The organism is Lysinibacillus odysseyi 34hs-1 = NBRC 100172 (assembly GCF_001591965.1).
Classification (GTDB): Bacteria; Bacillota; Bacilli; order Bacillales_A; family Planococcaceae; genus Lysinibacillus_B; species Lysinibacillus_B odysseyi.
In genome coordinates, this window is sequence record NZ_BCVX01000003.1 from 72,600 (window position 1) to 90,235 (window position 17,636).

The following is a 17,636-nucleotide window of genomic DNA, read 5'->3' on the forward strand; positions in this document are numbered from 1 at the left end:
TTACAGTGCTAAATTTATACGCAAAAAGAGAGCGAACGAATGTTCACCCTCCTTTTGCAGGTTATAAAGGATAATAATTAAAAATCCCCTTAGTATTACCGGAAAAAATACGATAAAAACTTTCTATACATCTATTATTTTTTGCTTTCTACAGAGACTTTCATCCCAAGAGCTTACAAAACAGCACCTAATTCCTCTGCAGCTAATTCGATCGCATCTACTCCTTGCGGCAGCACTCCCGACATCCAAACAAACCCATGAATCATTCCTTCGTAGCGTTTTAGTGTCACCCCAACGCCGGCATCGAATAATTTTTTTGCATATGCCTCTCCTTCATCACGCAACGGATCATATTCAGCGGTTACGATAAGTGCAGGCGGCAGGCCGCTAACATCCGCCGCGCGCATTGGGGATGCATAATGGTGTTCTCCGCTTTTCTCTTGTAAATAATGATTCCAGAACCAAACCATGCTGTCCTTCGTTAAAAAGTAGCCTTCTGCATTCTCTTCGTAAGATATTGTTTCATAGCTGTGGTCCGTCACCGGATAAAAGAGGATTTGATAAGCGATCTTCGGCCCTCCTTTATCTTTAGCCATAAGGCATACAACCGCCGCTAAATTTCCACCGGCGCTATCTCCGGCGACAACGAGTTTCGAAGAATCAACACAGACGGCCTCTCCGTTTTCCGCTACCCATTCTACTGCTGCATAGGCATCCTCGGCAGGAGCAGGAAAAGGGTGTTCAGGCGCCAATCTGTAATCGACAGAGATGACGACACATCCTGTACGATTCGCGAGCTGGCGGCAAGGGACATCCACCACGTCCAAGCTGCCAATGACCCATCCGCCCCCATGATAATAGATTAGGGCTGGAAAAGGGCCTTGTCCTTCCGGTGTATAAATGCGGATAGGAATATCCCCAGCCGGACCGGGGATCATCCTTTCCTCTATACTTGCTACTTCTTCCGGAATTCCCGCCAGCAAACTGATATCCGTGCTTGTTCTCGCCTCTTCTGGCGTCAACGTACTTATTACCGGTGCACCTGATGCTTCCATTTGGTCCAAAACCAATTTTACCGCTGGATGTAAAGCCATCGAATAATCCCCCTCTTTTCATAAAAGACATTTCGTTTTCCATGACTCACTCATTTTTTGCCTGCCGCTTTAATAGCCAACTGATGGTTTTCCACATTTGCGGCTACCTTCAGTAAATGATATGAACCAAAATATAAAAAATTCATTGTCAAATAAATATTCATAGAAAGTGAGTAGACATACCGGCTCTATAATATAGACATCCGCCGAGGTTCCAGCAGCACAAAGTTTTTTTCCGTGGAAGTTTTACTATTTCTATTATGGAACCGAGGAAGGCAAAGCAGCTTTGGTCAGCATTGTTTTGTGAAATTCGATTTACACAAAAAAGCCCTCACTTCACAACCCTCCTCTAAAAGCTGGAGTATGAGTTACTTGCAAAGGGCAAGTAACTCACATTATTGAAAAGTAAGGACCTTTAATTCTTCTTATTTATCTTATTTATTTTGTTCCTCATTAAAAAGCGATGTGCTATGGATAGGCTGAACTTTAGCTGTTGGATCCATAAAAGCCTTTGCATTATTTACAGCAGTCGGTCCCTCCCCAAAGCCAACAACAATAAGCTTTGCTTTCCCTTCATACGTACAAACATCTCCTGCTGCATAAATACCTGGTATATTCGTTTCCTGCTTTGAATTCACTATAATAGAGTTCTTTTCCATCTCAAGGCCCCATGTTTTAATCGGGCCTAACGAGGAAACAAAGCCATAATTGACAATTACATGGTCTACATCAATTGAGTTCTTCGTTCCCTCCTTGGCATGTTCAATTATGATTTGGGCAATCTCATTATCTCCAACCAGCTCTGCAGGTACATAAGGAGTTTTAATGTCAACCGAGGATTGGATCAAACGCTCAATGCTATGTTCATGGGCACGGAATTTATCGCGACGATGAATCAGCGTCACGCTTTCAGCAATTTGTTCAAGCATAAGCGCCCAGTCAACAGCGGAGTCTCCTCCTCCAAATAGCGCTATTTTTTTTCCTGCAAAAAGAGCCATATCTTGAATAAAATAATGGAGATTTGCTGATTCGAATTTTGCTGCGCTCTCCAATTCTAACTTTCGGGGTTGAAAAGCACCGATTCCTGCTGTAATGATTATCGTTTTTGTATCGTGTACTCCCTTATCGGTAAGAAGCTTAAAAGAACCATCATTCTGTTTTTCCACCTTTTCAACGGCTTCCTCTAAACAAATCGTCGGATGAAATGGTTCATTTTGTTTTTTTAATCCATCGATTAAATCTTGGGCCTTGATTTTCGGAAAACCCGGAATATCATAAATGTATTTTTCAGGATATAATGCAGTAAGCTGTCCTCCAAGTTCCGGAAGGCTATCGATAATTTTCACCCTCGCCTGTCTCATTCCTCCGTAAAAAGCCGTAAATAGTCCAACAGGACCTCCCCCGATAACTGTAATATCATACATATCTTTTTCTAGCGCCATCTTTTATCACCTCGGTCGCATATTTGAGATTTTTGGTATTTACTTTTTAAAAGCTAAAGGCCGTTTGCATTCTTTTTACTGTTCCATCCTTATCGTTACTCAGTTTAAACAAAAACCTCTTTCCGTTATTATATTGAATGGCTTTTCCCTGCCAGTTTTGACGGCTTATGTCAATCTATTTTCCATCTACCCGGGTATTCACAAATGAATCCTTTTTCAATATAGGCTTTTCGATGAATAGTTCATTATATCGGGATAGCAGAACATGATGAATAGGAGTAGTATGACCAAAAGCAGCATAAAAAGTTCATTTTTATCAAATCCAATCGATATTTTTCCTACTTCTCCTTTGCTCCGTTTATCGGTAATGAAAATGATCTTTTATAAAAACATTCATTCCGTCAGATCAGACATAGCACAACTTACTTTTACATGACGCTTTAAAGAGGTTGACGGGTCCATCACTTTTTTCTACCATTCTAATCCCCCATTTTTCACATGTTGCTGATAACTCTTCGGTGTCGTTTGCATACTCTTCTTAAATTGCTCAATAAAATAACTGCTTCCATTAAAACCTACTTTATAAGCGATTTCTGTAACAGAAAGTGCCGTATGCTGCAGAAGAGAGAGGCTTTTTTCAATCCTGTATCGATTTACATATTGAATTGGAGAAAGGCCCAATATACTTTTAAAATATCGGCAGCATTCGCTTTTACTAAGCAGCCCCGCTTTTGCAATCTCCTCTAAAGTTACCGCTTCATCATAATGCAGATGAATCCAGGCCAGCATCTCTTTCATCCGCTTATTTTTCTTCAAATTTACCGGGTCGGTTACCGGTTTGGCATTGGAAATAAGAAGCAGCCACAAGGTTGTCAAATGTTTAGATACGTGTATTTCATAAAATTCGCCCGCTTTTGCAAGTAGCTCATATATAGATAAAATATGAGCGCAAGCTTCCTTTCCCCAGCTAGTTGCCTGATCTAATTTTATATGATTGAGATTCGTTGCTTGAGTATACGGCACTACATAAGCTGAAAAAAGCTCAGGCATCATTAAAAAGGATGGCAGAACATTTAAACAAATATAGATGCCGTTTCGATATTGCCCATCCTTAGCTCCATGGAGACACTGCGAATTGATAAACAATCCATTTCCCTTTTCGACAGTAATCTCTTGTTCATTCACTTGAAACCGTATATTCCCTTCCACAACAAAAACAAATTGAACCTCTTCATGCCAATGAAGAGGAATATAACCATGAACATTTTGTTGAATCGTAGTTTTATAGCATGCCAATGGTAAAAGGTTTGTCTTATGCCGGGTCAGCTCACGATGCTGTTGATCTATTTTGAAATTCTTGATTTGCATCATTACACCTCAATATTGTTATACTTTTCGCTTTAAAAATGATATTTTTATTAGCTCATTCACTTTATCATAACATTATTCTTATATTTTGGTGGTGAATCTATGGTGCAGAGTTCAAGGAAAAGGGGTCTTCTTTTAGTCATTATCGGGGCTTCCTTATGGGGTATCGGCGGTACTGTCTCACAGAAGCTTTTTCAGCAGTTTTCAATTGAAGCAGGATGGCTTGTTTCAACTAGACTATGTATCGCGGGAATTTTATTATTAACTATTCAATTTATCTTTAAAAATAAATCGCAGATTCTGCAAGTATGGCGAAATAAAGGAACTGCTGTACACCTAGTCATATTCGGCTTGTTTGGGATGCTGGCTGTCCAATATACCTACATGGCCTCCATAGAACATGGAAATGCAGCTGTTGCAACACTGCTCCAGTATCTGTCTCCGGTCTTTATTATGCTTTACTTATTAGTTAGAAGAGAAACAGCATTTTCAGCGAGGGATCTAGTAATGATTACACTCGCTTTAGTCGGATGCTTCCTGTTGCTTACAAATGGTTCATTCTCAACTCTTTCCGTTTCGGGCGCAGCTATATTCTGGGGGATATTATCAGGCATATCGGCAGCATTTTACACAGTATACGGAGCTTATTTATTAAAGCAATTCGACTCCCTCGTCATAGTCGGCTGGGCGATGGTTATAGGAGGTGCTGGATTTAGTTTTATTCATCCACCTTGGCAAATTGATACAGCTCTTTTAACAGGCGAGGCGCTATTTTATCTGGCTTTCGTCATTCTATTTGGCACAATGATTGCTTTTTGGTTCTATATTGAAAGCATGCAATCCATTTCACCGAAGGAAGCGAGCCTATTCGGAAGTCTCGAGCCATTATTGGCTGTTCTTACAACAGTATTTTGGCTGCATGAACCATTTGGCGTGTATCAATGGCTCGGTACAATGTGTATTATTGTATTAATTTTATTTCTTTCGTTAAGCAAAAATAAGCAGTGAATATCAATATAAAAATAACGACTGCTACGCTCTATAGTTAACAGATTTATTTGCCAACCTTCCTTAACTTGGTTATTCAATGTATAATAAAGCTAATAGATATAGAAGGGACTGAACTATGCGCAGATAGCAATATTTTTTCATCCTAATGAATAAATATTTTGGGTCTTCACCATAAGTTGGGGATAATTTAGGGCCAGAAATCCAAACATTTTAGGATTGAGCCCAGTAACCATTCAGATGGAGCCACCTCTCTTAGGAAAGCGTCCATCCAGAATGGAAATCACTCCCCGATTACGTTGATGAACCATACTTTGGAGGTAAAAGTATTGATACAAGAGCTAAACACTCAAAGGCTGTATTTAAGAAAAATGAAAGTGTCGGATTCTCAAAGTCTGTTTGAGATTTGGTCTGATCCTGATGTTACTAAATTCATGAATATAGCAAATTTCACAAACGAAAAGCAGGCAAAAGAAATGATCGAACTGCTTGACGAATTATCCAACGAAAATAAAGCTATTCGTTTTAGTATGGTTGAATTAAAGTCCGGTGAAATAATCGGTACATGCGGTTTCAATATGATAGACTTTGAAAACGATAAGACGGAGATCGGCTATGATCTTGCTAAAAAACACTGGGGTATGGGCTATGCTGCAGAAGGTATACGTGCATTGATTCATTATGCCTTTGAAATTTTAAATCTTAATAGAATTGAAGCAAAGGTAGAACCTGCAAACTCCAATTCGATCAGGGTTTTGCAGAAATTAAATTTTACTTTTGAGGGAACCTTAAGACAATTCGAAAAATCGAACGGGAAATATATTGATCTTCATATGTATTCCCTATTAAAATCGGATTAATTTAATGTACATGCCTATATTTCTGAGGAAATATAGGCATTTTTCTTGTATTGTTAAGCTAAAAATTTTGTCTAACAAACTATATAATACAATTCCATTACCTTTCGTCTTTTAATTTGAAAGGATTAAGATATACTATGTTCTGCCTTTTTAAAACAAGGAAATTTCAACTGTGTATAGTTAATTAAACTTATAAACCATTAGGAAAAAACTCTGGTTTCGAATACTTATATAGTGCTTTTTATAGTTTATGTTTTGTCTTTACCGACTTTAGAGCACTTAAACCATTTTCTAATATCTTCACATTTTCTATATTACCCCCACGATCTATATAATTTGACCACTTTGGATAATAAATTTTAAATAGCTCATTACCAATGTCCGACAAATTTGATTTACGAATTATTAAATCCTCTTTTAGAGACCCATCCTCTTTAAAAGGTTCCAAATATATTAAGCTATTTTCTTTTAAAAATGTCATAAGGACTGTTGTCAGCGCAGTCACCTGCAGTTGGTAACTTCTTGATTTACTTCTTTTAAGTAGGGTTGAATAATTAAACCTTAATATATCCATCACAATACTCTCCTATCATTAATGATAATTGGGGAGAAAATTAATTCCTACAGGTTTCTATATATTTCCCCTTCTATAATAAATAACGTGCACATGTCGGAAAAAGCTATAAAACAATGTACCTTCCCATACCGAGGAGGCTGTCTATTCTAGTACCGGGCTTTTTTATCTTTGTTTTTCTCGTATTCTTCAGTAAATATATACCATTTGCAATAAACCTCTCTATATTACAGTTCAAAAACATGATTCATTTATATTTTCCCTCTCTTTTGCTCCGTAATATTTATCAAGCAATTCTTCTCTCGTTCTATTACATACGCTTTTTATTTCTTATATTCGATTATACCATTCCCATCTTTCCATAAATGAAAATAATTTCTACTTTACGAGAGGCCCCTTTCCATTTTTGTTGTAAATCCTTTCTACTGATAAACACTATAATGCAGAAAATTTCCTCATTCTTGTTCTCAAAGTAATTATCAAAGTGATATACTATTCAGAAAATATTTAGCTTAAGGAGATGATAAGTGAATGATTGATGTTAAAACCGTATTGTTAGATCAACTTCTAGCGAATGCGAATGATCGCAGTTGGTACGTCTCATTTTATGAAGCAGTTGATGGACTATCTGAAAAGGAAGCTTTTTGGAAACCTGATGACTCGAGTCATAGTATTGCTGAAATTGCCCAACACCTAATTTATTGGAATGAAACTTGGCAATTGTGGTACAAGGAAAACCAGGTTAAAGTCGATTCACAAACCGATAATGATGCTACTTTTCTTGTGAAAGATAACGTTACTTTCTTCGAATTGAAGAAAAAATTATTAAAAATACTGCTGCAATGGCAAGAGCTGATTGAGGAAGAGCAGCTTTCATCAATTGTGAATGGTTATCCGATGAAGGCTGAATGGTGGGGAATAATAGCTAATGCCACAACTCATAATGCCTACCATATTGGACAATTGGCATATATTCGTAAAATGAAAAAATAGAAATTCAGCTGTTATTCCTCTTTAAACATTAGTAGATGTTCTAATTTCAAGTTATATTTCATAAGGTCGCCCCCTTATTTTAAACACTCTTTTTTAGCCCATTTATCGCCAATTATTAACTCATCGAAAGCTGTTACTATACCTGAGGTACCTGCTTCGCCCCATTTGCTATATGAATAATCCTACTCGGCCTGCTTATAATTATCTATACTTGCTAGAAAACACTCTAATCTAATTAACCATTAACAACACCCCAGCTTACTGCACTCAAAATATCGCCTGTTTCTCCGCAGAGTGTTTCAAATAGGCATCTTCTTTTTTTACATATGGATAGTATAAAAAGATGATAAGAACAAAGAATATGTAATAAATATTTCAAACCGGGGTGTCATTATGGAACATTTTCCAATAATACATACAAACTTCTGGGATGCAGTGATAGCTGTACCAATTGTCATGATTATTACTCAAATCTTAAAAAAGTATTTTCACGTTAAACCATTCTGGGTTCCTACAATTGCCTTACTAATTGGGTTGATTATTTCTGTTTTCATCAGTCATAGACATCATTTGTTTGCCGGAATTTTTATGGGCTGGTTTTACGGTTATTCAGCTATTGGCAGTTTTGCATCTTTAAAAACTTCCATTAATGCATATAGGGAGAAAAAGTTGAAAAAGTCTTAATTTAGTCCTGGGGAGGGATTTTCTGAAGTAAGTCCTTTACCTATATTCGTACGGCTCCTGCAGTGCGTTTTATACATTGCGCATCCCTTTAGAATAAAGCTGAAGACACTATGGATATATGGATTATCCGTATACAATCAAACATAATTCTTACATTATTTCTTATCCCCTGCGCAATCTGTAGTTCTTTTCCCCTTCATTAGACGAGGGTATTTGTAACTGCAGTTTTTCTTCCTAACCTATTCTATTTCAACAAAAATGGGGTACAAGCTGGGGTACTCCGTTTTATGCAACAAATTACAAAGTAATATAGAAAATTTTTACAGAAAATTAAAAACCACTAAAACATTGATATATTTATATTTAGAGCAGCAAAAAACACCTGCCGTGTATACAGGTGTTCGAGTTTTTTTAGGATAACCACTTCGGAGGTGTATTCTTGCTCCAGTAGATTTCACCGAGATCATAATGCTTAGCAAACTGATCTTCAAATGTATGATAGTGGAAATTGTAGTAGTAACCGTCATCAAGGCGATTTTCTGTCCGGACATGGAAGCGGATAACGTCTTTTTTCGTTTGTGAGTTTTTAATATGGAATATCTTTTCAGAATAATTGCCGCTTGGTTTCTCCGTAATTGACAACGAGCGCATTGTATCATTGTCAAGGCGTGCTACCGTGGACTCAATCGCTTCTTCCATTTTTGGGAATATACGCTCTTCAAAATCATCGCTAATTACGGGAGCGATACGTGTGCCAAATTTTATGTATGCCTGTTCTTTAGCTGCAGTTTTCATTGTCTGTACGAGCTGCTGCGGCTCATCTGCTGTTTCCTCCTGCATATCCGTAGACAGCTGATCAAGCTGAACCGCCGATGCAACGTTATTACCATTTGGCGTATATGTTCGGAGTTCCTTGCCTTCCTCCAGGTGATTCCAAATCTCATGATTTGGTGCAATGATACCTAGTGTCAAAACGGCGACAGAGATCATGAGGCCTTTTTGTAACCATTTCTTCATAAATTTCACCATCCATTTATGTACATATTTCCAAGTTCATTCTATACTTAATTATACGTATAATAGCTGAAAAGGTTTCATCTTTTTCTTATTCATTGTACAATATCTATGGACTTATATGTTTCTTTATTCAAGGGAGGTTTTTCTAAATGAGCGGCACATTCGCGATCAGTTTAGGCCTATTCTTAATGTTGGCTTACCTAACTTCATTATGCTTCACAGATTAATCTCAAAAATCACCCAGGAAACCCTCGGGTGATTTTTCATCCCCAAAGCAAAACTTCCTGGAATTGGTCAAGGGGCATCCTCATTTTCGAGGACGCCCCTTTAGTATTTAATAGATAGCCTGTTATTATAAATGTCATGTCTCAACCCGATCATCCGGGGAATTTTATTTATGTCGGGAGTCAATCCTCCCTGTGTTTAACCGCGGTAAAATTCCACTATTACTTTCTACAACTTAAGCAACGCAGTCCCAACCTTCTACTACGTCCTTGCTGCCCTTAAGCTAGCGCCAGTGTGAATAAGCTTCAACAAAAGCAACTAGTTAGAATGCCAATTTATATAACGAGCCATCTAAAATAGCACCATAATATTATACCATAATCTCGAAAGCTTGTCAATAAGCATAGAGATACACCCTTTAAATAGCCTTCTTTTTAATTATGTAGCCGTAATGAAATTTAGATGTCAGCCTAACATCACGCTGAAAGCCGAATTCATTAAACCAGCCAGAGCGGAAATGGGCTTTCAGAACAACGCGTCGTTTTGCTACGCGGACAGCCTCATCCACCCACTCTTTCGTCAATGCTAGATGCTCTCCTGCCTCTCGAAGCGTTTCGAAGTTATTGGACTCTTCAATCACTTCTTCAAACATTGGATCTATATAGACGATATCAAACGAATGATCCGGCAAGGATTTTAAATAAGTGACTGCCTCACTGCATATCACTTGGATTTGGCGCATGCAGGCAGTAAGCGGGAGCTCCGAAGTATCATACGTCTGCATACCTCTTTCAACAATAAAGGCAACATTCCGATTCGCTTCGATACCAACGACTTTTCCTTTCTGACCTGCCGCAAAAGCCGCAACAAGGCTGTCCGAACCGATGCCTAATGTACAGTCCAGGAAGGAATCCCCCGGCATCAATTCACATGCTGCAATCATCGGGTCCATTTCCCCACGGTCAACCCGCTTTAAACGGAACGCTGCAGAGTTAGGATGAAAAAAGAAAGGCGCCGCAGCACCTTTCGGGTAGTATTCATATCGTTCCTTGCCTGCCACGATGACATTCGCATCATATTCCTTGCTCATTTTTGCAACTGAGCGTTTTTTTCGCGGGACGAATTGGAGATTCAAAGCTTCACAGGCATCTTGTGCAAGCCGCTCAGAATACTCATCTGGTCTTCCCGCAGTCGTAACGATCGTTATTCCGCACATACTTGCTTTAATACATCTGCGATATGGTCACGGATTTGTTCCATTGGGAAGCCTTCAATATTTTCGCGGGGAATGAAATATGCCAGTTCCCCACCCTTTAAGATAGCCATCGAAGGAGAACTTGGCGGCACATCCTCAAAGAAAGCACGCATTGTTGCTGTTGCTTCAGGATCCTGTCCTGCAAAAACCGTCACTAAATTATCCGGTTTTACCATTTCGATTGCTTCACGGGCAGCCGGACGAGCAAGCCCTGCAGCACATCCGCATACCGAGTTGATGACAACTAGAGAAACTCCTTGTGCCGTCGCCATAAATTCATTCACTTCATCTGCATTTGTCAGCTCGGTAAAGCCTGCATCCGTCAGTTCTGTACGCATTGGCATCGTTACTTGACGCATATATTCTTCGTAAGCGTTCATATTTTCGCCCTCTTTCATTTATATTCGCAACGCTTATTATATCAAGGTTTTTCCCACATGTACAAAGATTGGATTTCGTGAGCTTCCGGATTTTTTCAGAATTTATGTTATCTTTTTGTGACTTTTTTGCTTTTCGAAAAATTACCCTTTTCAAAAATGCAGCGGATGCGTTTTTTTATTAGGTGGAAAGTAAATAAATCGAGCACAAAAAAATCCCACCACCAATTATGAAGCGACCCCTAAAAGTTAGACATGGTTATTTTAGGAAGCTTGGGTAAATTGAGTTCGCCTTAAGGCAGACTTTTTTCTTAAGAAAAGTTTTTTTACATCCCTTCTAAGCACTCTCAGACGAAGAGAAAAATAAATAGTCAGAGCTTTCTACGTTCGTTCTGTTTAAAAGCTGTTATAGCTTAAGAATAAAATTTGATCAAAAACAACTCACAGACCCATATTTTAAGTTAAATGAAAAGAACCCGTTTTGAAAAAAGTTTGCTCAAAACGGATTAATTCTTTGGGAAACGATATGATATTTTTATATAAAAGTTTGATAATTTCTTTTTGCTGATCTTCAACAATCGCGCCCGTTTGTTGAAGAAGGTTATTCAACTAAAGCACCCGTTACTTTAAGTACATTTATTTATTCACAAAGTAATCTTTTTTACAGGTCATTTAGTGGTAGCCCCAGGAAAATGCGAATTTACAACGTTAAGCAAATTCAAACATAAAAAAGTCGAATTCCCTGTCCTTTAAGGAAACGACTTTTTTATACGACTTCTTCAAGTAAATCCCCATTAACCTTTTTTGGGGACTATTTGTAATCTCTGCGCAGTGAAATTATACCTGTGCTAGCCCACCATCTACGAACAATTCAACACCCGTCAAGTAACTGCTTTCGTCTGAAGCAAGGAAAGATACAGCGTTTGCTACTTCTTCAGGTGTCCCAACTTTTCCAGCTGGAACAGTATTTCTGCTATTTTCCAGTACCGCTTCAAGTGCATCACCAAAAAGCTCATCGTATGCAGGTGTAAGAATACCTCCTGGACTAACCACATTTATACGGATTTCAGTACCTTTTAGGTCGAGAATCCAGTTGCGAACTAGTGCTCTTAATGCTGCTTTAGATGCTCCATATACACTAAACGCTGGGTTGCCAATTGATCCAGCAGTAGAGCCCGTTACAATAATAGAACCTACTTTGTCCGGGAATAGTGATAACGCTTTTTGAACAGTAAAGATGGTTCCTTTAACGTTAATGTCGAACGTTCTATCAACCTGCTCTTCAGTAATTTCACCTAATGGAAGGAAGTTGCCGGTGCCTGCATTAGCAAAAAGTATGTCCAACTTACCTTTTTCCTGCTTTATAATGTCATATAGTTTGTCTAAGTCTTCAAGCTTAGAAATATCACCTTGAACACCGGTTACGTTCTTGCCAATTTGGTTAACAGCTTTATCAAGTTCGTTTTGTCTTCGTCCCGTGATATAAACATATGCACCTTCGTTTACAAATTTTTGTGCTGTAGCAAGACCAATCCCACTTGTTCCACCCGTTACAAGCGCTATTTTACCTTCAAATTTACCCATACTAACACTCCTTTAGAATTAATTTTATTTTATATCTAGTACCTTTAAGTACTTGATGAATAACTTACAAGATATAGTATCCTTCAATAGGCACATTATCGGAAGTACCCACTTTTTTGTGATATAGTAACTAAAAAGTAATAAATGTGGAATGGAGAGCTTTAGACATGAAAAAATTTAGTTGTGGGTTTGAAGTGACAAAGGAAGTTATTGGCGGAAAATGGAAAGGTCTTGTATTACACTTTTTAATGAATGGACCAAAGAGAACGAGTGAATTACAGCGCATTATCCCGAATATAACTCAGAAAATGCTGATTCAAACACTTAGAGAGCTTGAAGCCAGTGGACTTGTGAGCAGAAAGATGTATAATCAAGTACCGCCGAAGGTTGAATATTCATCCACTGAACTTGGAGAATCTCTTAAACCTATCTTGCAGGAGCTCTGTCAATGGGGAGGCCATTATGCGGAGCAAAAGTATGCAGAAGGTGAATATGAAATTGTACAACCAGAACAAGTTTCGTATTAAAAATAATATAATTTCATAGATATATATGTATTAGTCATCTTAATCAATACCTTCAGAATAAGGTTTAGGAATACTTGAACGCACTATCGAGAGATAAATATACATAATGTAATACAACATTACCTAGCAGACGGAGGACTACTTTAGATTAGATGATTCTTCTTATTATTTTAACTTACTTAATTCCTATAGTATTTGTAGTTTGGTATCTGATATATTTTCTAAAATTACAAAAAGAGAATATTAAAAACTATTCCAGATAAACTTGATAATATTAAGAAATAGTCGAGATAAACTCGGCTATTTTCATTGTTTAAACTTTCTCTTGTTATTCAATTATCCTGCCCCTTTAGCAACATAAAGAAAAAGCCTTACCTTTTATTAAGGAAAGCCACAATTTAATTATTCCTGACGTAATATCTTTTGAAACATTCTCGGTTGATGTTTTTCAAAACCTTTTATCATTTCTTTTCCCAAAAAAGTGATGGTTCCTTCCCAAGAGTGTCCCAATAATCCCCATTCAAAATTTTATGAACAAAAAAGTAATAATCACCGTTTGGAAAGATGGTACTGTCCATCCATCAAACTCACTTAAGGGTTGAAAGAAGTTGACGCTCAAATTAAAGCGCAGCAGTACCAAACTAAGGAAAGAAATAAAGATCAATCTCGTTAAATATAAGCAGAAAAAGTTCGCCTTAAGGCGAACTTTTTTTCTTAATAAAGTGTAGTGAAATAGATAATTATAGGTTTTTAAACGTAATTCCTAAATTAATTTTCTACAGTGTCTTCACTAAAAAAGTTTTGTCTCTTATTTTTCCTTACTTTTAACATTTGAGGTATGAAAATACCGGATAAAATGCAAACAATTCCAATCCATTGTAAAGGCGATACGAATTCATTGAGAAGTGTAATAGAAGCGATAACTGCTGTTGGGAGTTCGGCAGCTCCTAAAATTGTTGCAAGGCCTGTCCCTACTTTTGGTACACCAATGGAAAAACATATGCCTGGTATAACAACTCCAAAGAAACCTAAAATTAAAGCATATTTCCATAATCCAGCTTGCAATGTGCCATTAATCAAGTATGTTGGGGGATATATTAAACAAACAAAGAGTGTTGCACTTGTTGCCATAAGAAAGCTTTTTGAAATGATTGGAACTTCGGTAGATACACGTCCACTTGCAAAGAAATAAAAGGAAAAAGTTATAGCTGCTAATAAACCAAAGGTTATTCCTTTGATAGATAATTGATCTCCCGAACCCTCAAATATCCCCCCTGCAAATACCGTTCCTACTAATAAGATGAGAATGGACAATAACTTTTCGCGACTTGGAAAAGTTTTATTAGCAATTGCTTCAATTAGTACGCCCATCCAAGTGAATTGAAATAACAATACAATAGCAATGGATGCAGGTAGTTCTTTTACACAAAGCCCGTAAAAAATACTTGTTAAACTCATTGTTGTCCCAACCGCTAACAACGATAATATATTTTTTAAGGATACTTTATAACGGGAAAAGGTAAGAACGAGTAATAATAGACCAAACCAACCAAATACAAATTGTCCACTTAAAAGTTCAGGAAAAGAAAATCCATTTGAAAATCCGATTTTAAGAATGGAAGATAGGACCCCATAGCTACAGGCACCTAATAAAATCACTAAAGAAAACTTCAATTTAATCAAAAAAATCCCTCCTAAAAATATAAAAGCCCGTCGTCTATAAATAGACGACGGGCGAATGAAACAGAGAATAAACTCTACAAAATTCCGCCACTCACGAATGCGTGTGAGTTTGCTTATCAAATTATTAGAATCTTACACTATGTTTTTTCAGATGTCAACAACCTTATTATCACTTTACGTAAGTATAAAAGTTCCCAAACCTGAAGTGCCCCCTAAAAGTGAGACACGGTTACTTTAGGAAGCTTGGGTAAATTGAGTTCGCCTTAAGGCGGACTTTTTTTCTTAAGAAACAAGTTTTTAAGCTTTCCCTCACTGTTTTAAAGAGGTCCAGACACATTGGGATCAGGAGCAGCTATACATCTATTAAGTTTTTATATTCCACGCATTTAAAAGCCCTTTTCCAACATTCAAAAGATAAAAGATAAAAGATAAAAGAGCTTCAGGGCGGCAGCACTAAATGGCTCGATAACGACGGACTCTACGGCTCATGCTTAGCCAACACTCCGTAGGTTCCTGATCCCTTTGCCTGGCGGCACGTACCCCACGTGCTGAAGATCCTTCAAGCCCAAACCCCAAAAACCGAAAAAAGGAACATTTCTACGCTGGAAATGGCGTTGTTTTGCTCCTTAATTTTCTCATTTGAATAGAATTGTGAAGGATGCTATGGAGATCGGAGGTAAAGCGAGAGCAAGCTTGAAAGAGAAAGACGAGCAAACGAAGTCACCAGTAGATGCTATGTTCTCTTTAAAAGGATTAAAGGAGGTTGAAGCGGCTATTATCTTTTGAAACGGACCGGAGCTTATCGATGGGTTTATATACACTTTCAAACAGAAGAGTTTTTTGAAGGCATTTCTAAAATCAACTGCTCCAAAGACCATGATACCTAAATACTTTTTGAACCCGCAAAGAGTCGTATACATTTTAATAGATAGTCATATCATTAAAATAAATCAAAAAGATGTGAATTTGATTAGACAAAAAGTCTTCTTAATAGTACTGGGTATCATGAGTATTTTTATAATATACTTCGGAATGGCGTCTTTAAATGGGTTTGCTGAAAAAAGAACGAGTCTGCCACCAAAAAGTGCAGAAGTTAATATGTGGAAAAAAATAGAAGAAAAACTAACAGGAAAATATGAGAAGGGAAAAAATATATCACCTATGTGAATACATTTATCAATAAACCTGATTGACTCGTACCAAACAGGAAGCAAGAAAATATCTTGCCTATCTACAAAGGAATTTGATCAGACTTTTTATAAACAACCAGATTTCATTATAAATTCTCGAGCTTTATTTCGAAGCCCCAATCTACTGTTGGTTTGGAATAAACCTTGATTAAACCACATCTACAAATGCGGATTTTATCAGAAAATCATCCCCCCTTTTTTGACCAAAGATTGATCAAAAAGGGGGTTTTTCATACCTGCAAAAGGCTTTTTGTAACAAAGATTGATTATTTCAGAAAGCAAATATTTATCTAAAAGCACCACGTTAGGTGAAGAATAAGTTAACGCTTAGCGTAATTTTCTTTTGGATTTATTATTACATTGGTGTGGTAGCACACCACATTTAAAAAATATTAAAATCCCATTCTCTAGCTATCTGCTGCAACAGCTTAACTCCTGCAACACTATTTCCAAATTCGTCAATGGCAGGGCCATAAATCCCTATACCACAGCCATCCATAAATGGGGAATCGGTGGATCTACCTCGTGGAGGAATTGCTGCCAATATACCTCCCGATACTCCACTTTTTGCAGGAATACCTACAGATGCAGCAAATTTGCCGGAAGCATTGTACATACCACATGTTACCATTAATGCTTTTGTTAACCTTGCCACTTCCTTAGAGAAGATTTGCTCCTTACGTATAGGATGATATCCGTCATTTGCAAGGACTAAGCCAATCATGGCTACATCTTCTGTAGTTACCTCAATTGAACACTGCTTTAAGTATACCTCTATAGCTTCTTCTACAGAACAATCTAAGAATCCGGTCTCTTTTAGATAGTAGGCTAAAGCTCGATTTCGATGAGCTGTTTGCCACTCAGAATGAAACACATCCTCATTGATAGTTGGGCGTCTCCCTACGATTTTTTCTATTAATAAGCATATAGATTCCACTTTTTCAACAGGATTTCGTCCACCTAGTAATGATGCAACAGTGATTGCTCCAGCATTTATCATCGGATTGAAAGGTCTTCCAGGTTTATGAACTTCTAAACGAATTATCGAGTTAAAAGCATCCCCGGTTGGTTCGACGTCCACCCTTTCTAACACATAAGCAATACCATAATCGATACATGCAGCTATAAAGCCAATTACCTTCGATATACTTTGTAAGGTAAAGGCAGTATTAAAATCACCTGCCTTTACGATTGAACCATTTGAACCAATGATACAAATGCCTAACTGTGAAGGATTTGCTCTTTCTAAAGCTGGTATATAGTTTGCACATTTCCCTAAGTTCGCATAAGCTCTGCTATCTTGTACCCATGCTTGTATTTTGTGTAAATGTTCTTGATTATCAAATTTAATTTGTGTACCTTGCTGTCCAACTTCCATATCTTTTCTTCCTTTCGGTATCTAGTGCTCAACAGTGGCTAAATTAGTCTATTAACTACATACATATATACCACAAAAAACCCAGAAATCTAAATACATTTATTTTATAAAGGAAAGGTATAATTTCGATTGATAGAAATAACAGCCTGGGACAATAGAACGCTACTTTTTCATGCTATAAGGGTGCTAATTTTTCTTCAGCTCTGTATTATTTAAAGCTATTGTTCAACCTCTAAATAAAATATCTAATTGAATTAACCTGCTGCGTTAGTTTAAGTACGTTTCTTCACAATCTTTCTAGTTACATTAACGTAAATATCCATTAAAAAATCATCTAACCTCAAAGAAAGCTACAGAGGAGGGATGATTTTAATCAA

General features: G+C 37.4%; 17 protein-coding genes and 1 pseudogene. 7 read left to right on the forward strand and 11 right to left on the reverse strand.

Going from position 1 to position 17,636, the window contains the following annotated elements; translation table 11 throughout:
- Window positions 1-173: 173 nt before the first annotated feature.
- From BOD01S_RS05495 to BOD01S_RS05505, 3 genes are all read right to left on the reverse strand, one after another.
- On the reverse strand, window positions 174-1,094 hold the full coding sequence (locus tag BOD01S_RS05495; RefSeq protein WP_036158672.1) for an alpha/beta hydrolase: 921 nt from the start codon (window positions 1,092-1,094) through the stop codon (window positions 174-176).
- A 434-nt stretch (window positions 1,095-1,528) separates the two neighbouring features.
- Window positions 1,529-2,536, reverse strand: a complete 1,008-nt coding sequence (locus BOD01S_RS05500) for an NAD(P)/FAD-dependent oxidoreductase (RefSeq protein WP_036158668.1) — start codon at window positions 2,534-2,536, stop codon at window positions 1,529-1,531.
- A 471-nt stretch (window positions 2,537-3,007) separates the two neighbouring features.
- Window positions 3,008-3,904, reverse strand: a complete 897-nt coding sequence (locus BOD01S_RS05505) for an AraC family transcriptional regulator (RefSeq protein WP_036158665.1) — start codon at window positions 3,902-3,904, stop codon at window positions 3,008-3,010.
- A gap of 102 nt (window positions 3,905-4,006) precedes the next feature.
- On the opposite strand from BOD01S_RS05505, the gene BOD01S_RS05510 reads away from it, so the two are divergent.
- Both BOD01S_RS05510 and BOD01S_RS05515 read left to right on the forward strand, forming a co-directional pair.
- Complete coding sequence (locus BOD01S_RS05510; RefSeq protein WP_036158663.1) at window positions 4,007-4,912, forward strand: EamA family transporter; 906 nt, start codon at window positions 4,007-4,009, stop codon at window positions 4,910-4,912.
- Window positions 4,913-5,241: 329 nt separating this feature from the next.
- Complete coding sequence (locus BOD01S_RS05515; protein ID WP_036158660.1) at window positions 5,242-5,772, forward strand: GNAT family N-acetyltransferase; 531 nt, start codon at window positions 5,242-5,244, stop codon at window positions 5,770-5,772.
- 241 nt (window positions 5,773-6,013) lie between these two features.
- Here the strand turns inward: BOD01S_RS05515 and BOD01S_RS05520 are convergent, their stop codons facing one another.
- Window positions 6,014-6,346, reverse strand: a complete 333-nt coding sequence (locus BOD01S_RS05520) for a hypothetical protein (RefSeq protein ID WP_036158657.1) — start codon at window positions 6,344-6,346, stop codon at window positions 6,014-6,016.
- 531 nt (window positions 6,347-6,877) lie between these two features.
- Between BOD01S_RS05520 and BOD01S_RS05525 the strand changes: the two genes are divergently transcribed.
- Both BOD01S_RS05525 and BOD01S_RS05530 read left to right on the forward strand, forming a co-directional pair.
- Entirely contained in the window at window positions 6,878-7,339 is a 462-nt protein-coding gene (locus tag BOD01S_RS05525; protein WP_036158654.1) for a DinB family protein, read from the forward strand.
- 393 nt (window positions 7,340-7,732) lie between these two features.
- The gene (locus BOD01S_RS05530) at window positions 7,733-8,023 is read left to right on the forward strand and encodes a hypothetical protein (RefSeq protein WP_036158650.1); all 291 of its coding nucleotides are present in this window, start codon (window positions 7,733-7,735) and stop codon (window positions 8,021-8,023) included.
- 411 nt (window positions 8,024-8,434) lie between these two features.
- On the opposite strand, the gene BOD01S_RS05535 is transcribed toward BOD01S_RS05530, so the two are convergent.
- From BOD01S_RS05535 to BOD01S_RS05550, 4 genes are all read right to left on the reverse strand, one after another.
- Entirely contained in the window at window positions 8,435-9,040 is a 606-nt protein-coding gene (locus tag BOD01S_RS05535; RefSeq protein WP_036158648.1) for a YpjP family protein, read from the reverse strand.
- Window positions 9,041-9,683: 643 nt separating this feature from the next.
- Complete coding sequence (locus BOD01S_RS05540; RefSeq protein WP_036158645.1) at window positions 9,684-10,481, reverse strand: class I SAM-dependent methyltransferase; 798 nt, start codon at window positions 10,479-10,481, stop codon at window positions 9,684-9,686.
- Window positions 10,469-10,900 (reverse strand): BrxA/BrxB family bacilliredoxin, encoded by a 432-nt coding sequence (locus BOD01S_RS05545; RefSeq protein WP_036158642.1) that lies wholly within the window; start codon window positions 10,898-10,900, stop codon window positions 10,469-10,471. Before BOD01S_RS05545 ends, BOD01S_RS05540 begins: the two co-directional genes overlap by 13 nt.
- Before the next feature lie 834 nt (window positions 10,901-11,734).
- Window positions 11,735-12,481, reverse strand: coding sequence for an SDR family NAD(P)-dependent oxidoreductase (locus BOD01S_RS05550; protein ID WP_036158641.1), 747 nt, complete (start codon window positions 12,479-12,481; stop codon window positions 11,735-11,737).
- A 167-nt stretch (window positions 12,482-12,648) separates the two neighbouring features.
- Between BOD01S_RS05550 and BOD01S_RS05555 the strand changes: the two genes are divergently transcribed.
- On the forward strand, window positions 12,649-13,008 hold the full coding sequence (locus BOD01S_RS05555; RefSeq protein ID WP_036158638.1) for a winged helix-turn-helix transcriptional regulator: 360 nt from the start codon (window positions 12,649-12,651) through the stop codon (window positions 13,006-13,008).
- Between the two features lie 402 nt (window positions 13,009-13,410).
- Here the strand turns inward: BOD01S_RS05555 and BOD01S_RS23910 are convergent.
- A pseudogene (locus BOD01S_RS23910) lies at window positions 13,411-13,600 on the reverse strand (DUF2716 domain-containing protein); the annotation flags it as partial.
- 176 nt (window positions 13,601-13,776) lie between these two features.
- Window positions 13,777-14,691: an EamA family transporter gene (locus tag BOD01S_RS05560; protein ID WP_036158635.1), complete on the reverse strand. Its 915-nt coding sequence runs from the start codon at window positions 14,689-14,691 to the stop codon at window positions 13,777-13,779.
- Between the two features lie 639 nt (window positions 14,692-15,330).
- Between BOD01S_RS05560 and BOD01S_RS23215 the strand changes: the two genes are divergently transcribed.
- Window positions 15,331-15,477 carry a hypothetical protein gene (locus BOD01S_RS23215; RefSeq protein WP_156117064.1) on the forward strand — a complete coding sequence of 49 codons (147 nt, stop codon included), beginning with the start codon at window positions 15,331-15,333 and terminating at the stop codon, window positions 15,475-15,477.
- A 54-nt stretch (window positions 15,478-15,531) separates the two neighbouring features.
- Window positions 15,532-15,858, forward strand: coding sequence for a hypothetical protein (locus BOD01S_RS23515; RefSeq protein WP_036158632.1), 327 nt, complete (start codon window positions 15,532-15,534; stop codon window positions 15,856-15,858).
- Between the two features lie 405 nt (window positions 15,859-16,263).
- On the opposite strand, the gene BOD01S_RS05570 is transcribed toward BOD01S_RS23515, so the two are convergent.
- Window positions 16,264-17,259, reverse strand: a complete 996-nt coding sequence (locus tag BOD01S_RS05570) for a glutaminase (RefSeq protein ID WP_036158629.1) — start codon at window positions 17,257-17,259, stop codon at window positions 16,264-16,266.
- Window positions 17,260-17,636 lie beyond the last annotated feature (377 nt).

What these genes read in the sequence shown, in the direction of transcription:
- BOD01S_RS05570 (WP_036158629.1), bottom strand. Translation starts at nt 17,259, where the DNA reads ATGGAAGTTGGACAGCAAGGTACACAAATTAAATTTGATAATCAAGAA.
- BOD01S_RS05555 (WP_036158638.1), top strand. Translation starts at nt 12,649, where the DNA reads ATGAAAAAATTTAGTTGTGGGTTTGAAGTGACAAAGGAAGTTATTGGC.
- BOD01S_RS05545 (WP_036158642.1), bottom strand. Translation starts at nt 10,900, where the DNA reads ATGAACGCTTACGAAGAATATATGCGTCAAGTAACGATGCCAATGCGT.
- BOD01S_RS05510 (WP_036158663.1), top strand. Translation starts at nt 4,007, where the DNA reads ATGGTGCAGAGTTCAAGGAAAAGGGGTCTTCTTTTAGTCATTATCGGG.
- BOD01S_RS05495 (WP_036158672.1), bottom strand. Translation starts at nt 1,094, where the DNA reads ATGGCTTTACATCCAGCGGTAAAATTGGTTTTGGACCAAATGGAAGCA.
- BOD01S_RS05540 (WP_036158645.1), bottom strand. Translation starts at nt 10,481, where the DNA reads ATGTGCGGAATAACGATCGTTACGACTGCGGGAAGACCAGATGAGTAT.
- BOD01S_RS05530 (WP_036158650.1), top strand. Translation starts at nt 7,733, where the DNA reads ATGGAACATTTTCCAATAATACATACAAACTTCTGGGATGCAGTGATA.
- BOD01S_RS05505 (WP_036158665.1), bottom strand. Translation starts at nt 3,904, where the DNA reads ATGCAAATCAAGAATTTCAAAATAGATCAACAGCATCGTGAGCTGACC.
- BOD01S_RS05535 (WP_036158648.1), bottom strand. Translation starts at nt 9,040, where the DNA reads ATGAAGAAATGGTTACAAAAAGGCCTCATGATCTCTGTCGCCGTTTTG.
- BOD01S_RS05550 (WP_036158641.1), bottom strand. Translation starts at nt 12,481, where the DNA reads ATGGGTAAATTTGAAGGTAAAATAGCGCTTGTAACGGGTGGAACAAGT.
- BOD01S_RS05525 (WP_036158654.1), top strand. Translation starts at nt 6,878, where the DNA reads ATGATTGATGTTAAAACCGTATTGTTAGATCAACTTCTAGCGAATGCG.
- BOD01S_RS05500 (WP_036158668.1), bottom strand. Translation starts at nt 2,536, where the DNA reads ATGGCGCTAGAAAAAGATATGTATGATATTACAGTTATCGGGGGAGGT.
- BOD01S_RS05520 (WP_036158657.1), bottom strand. Translation starts at nt 6,346, where the DNA reads ATGGATATATTAAGGTTTAATTATTCAACCCTACTTAAAAGAAGTAAA.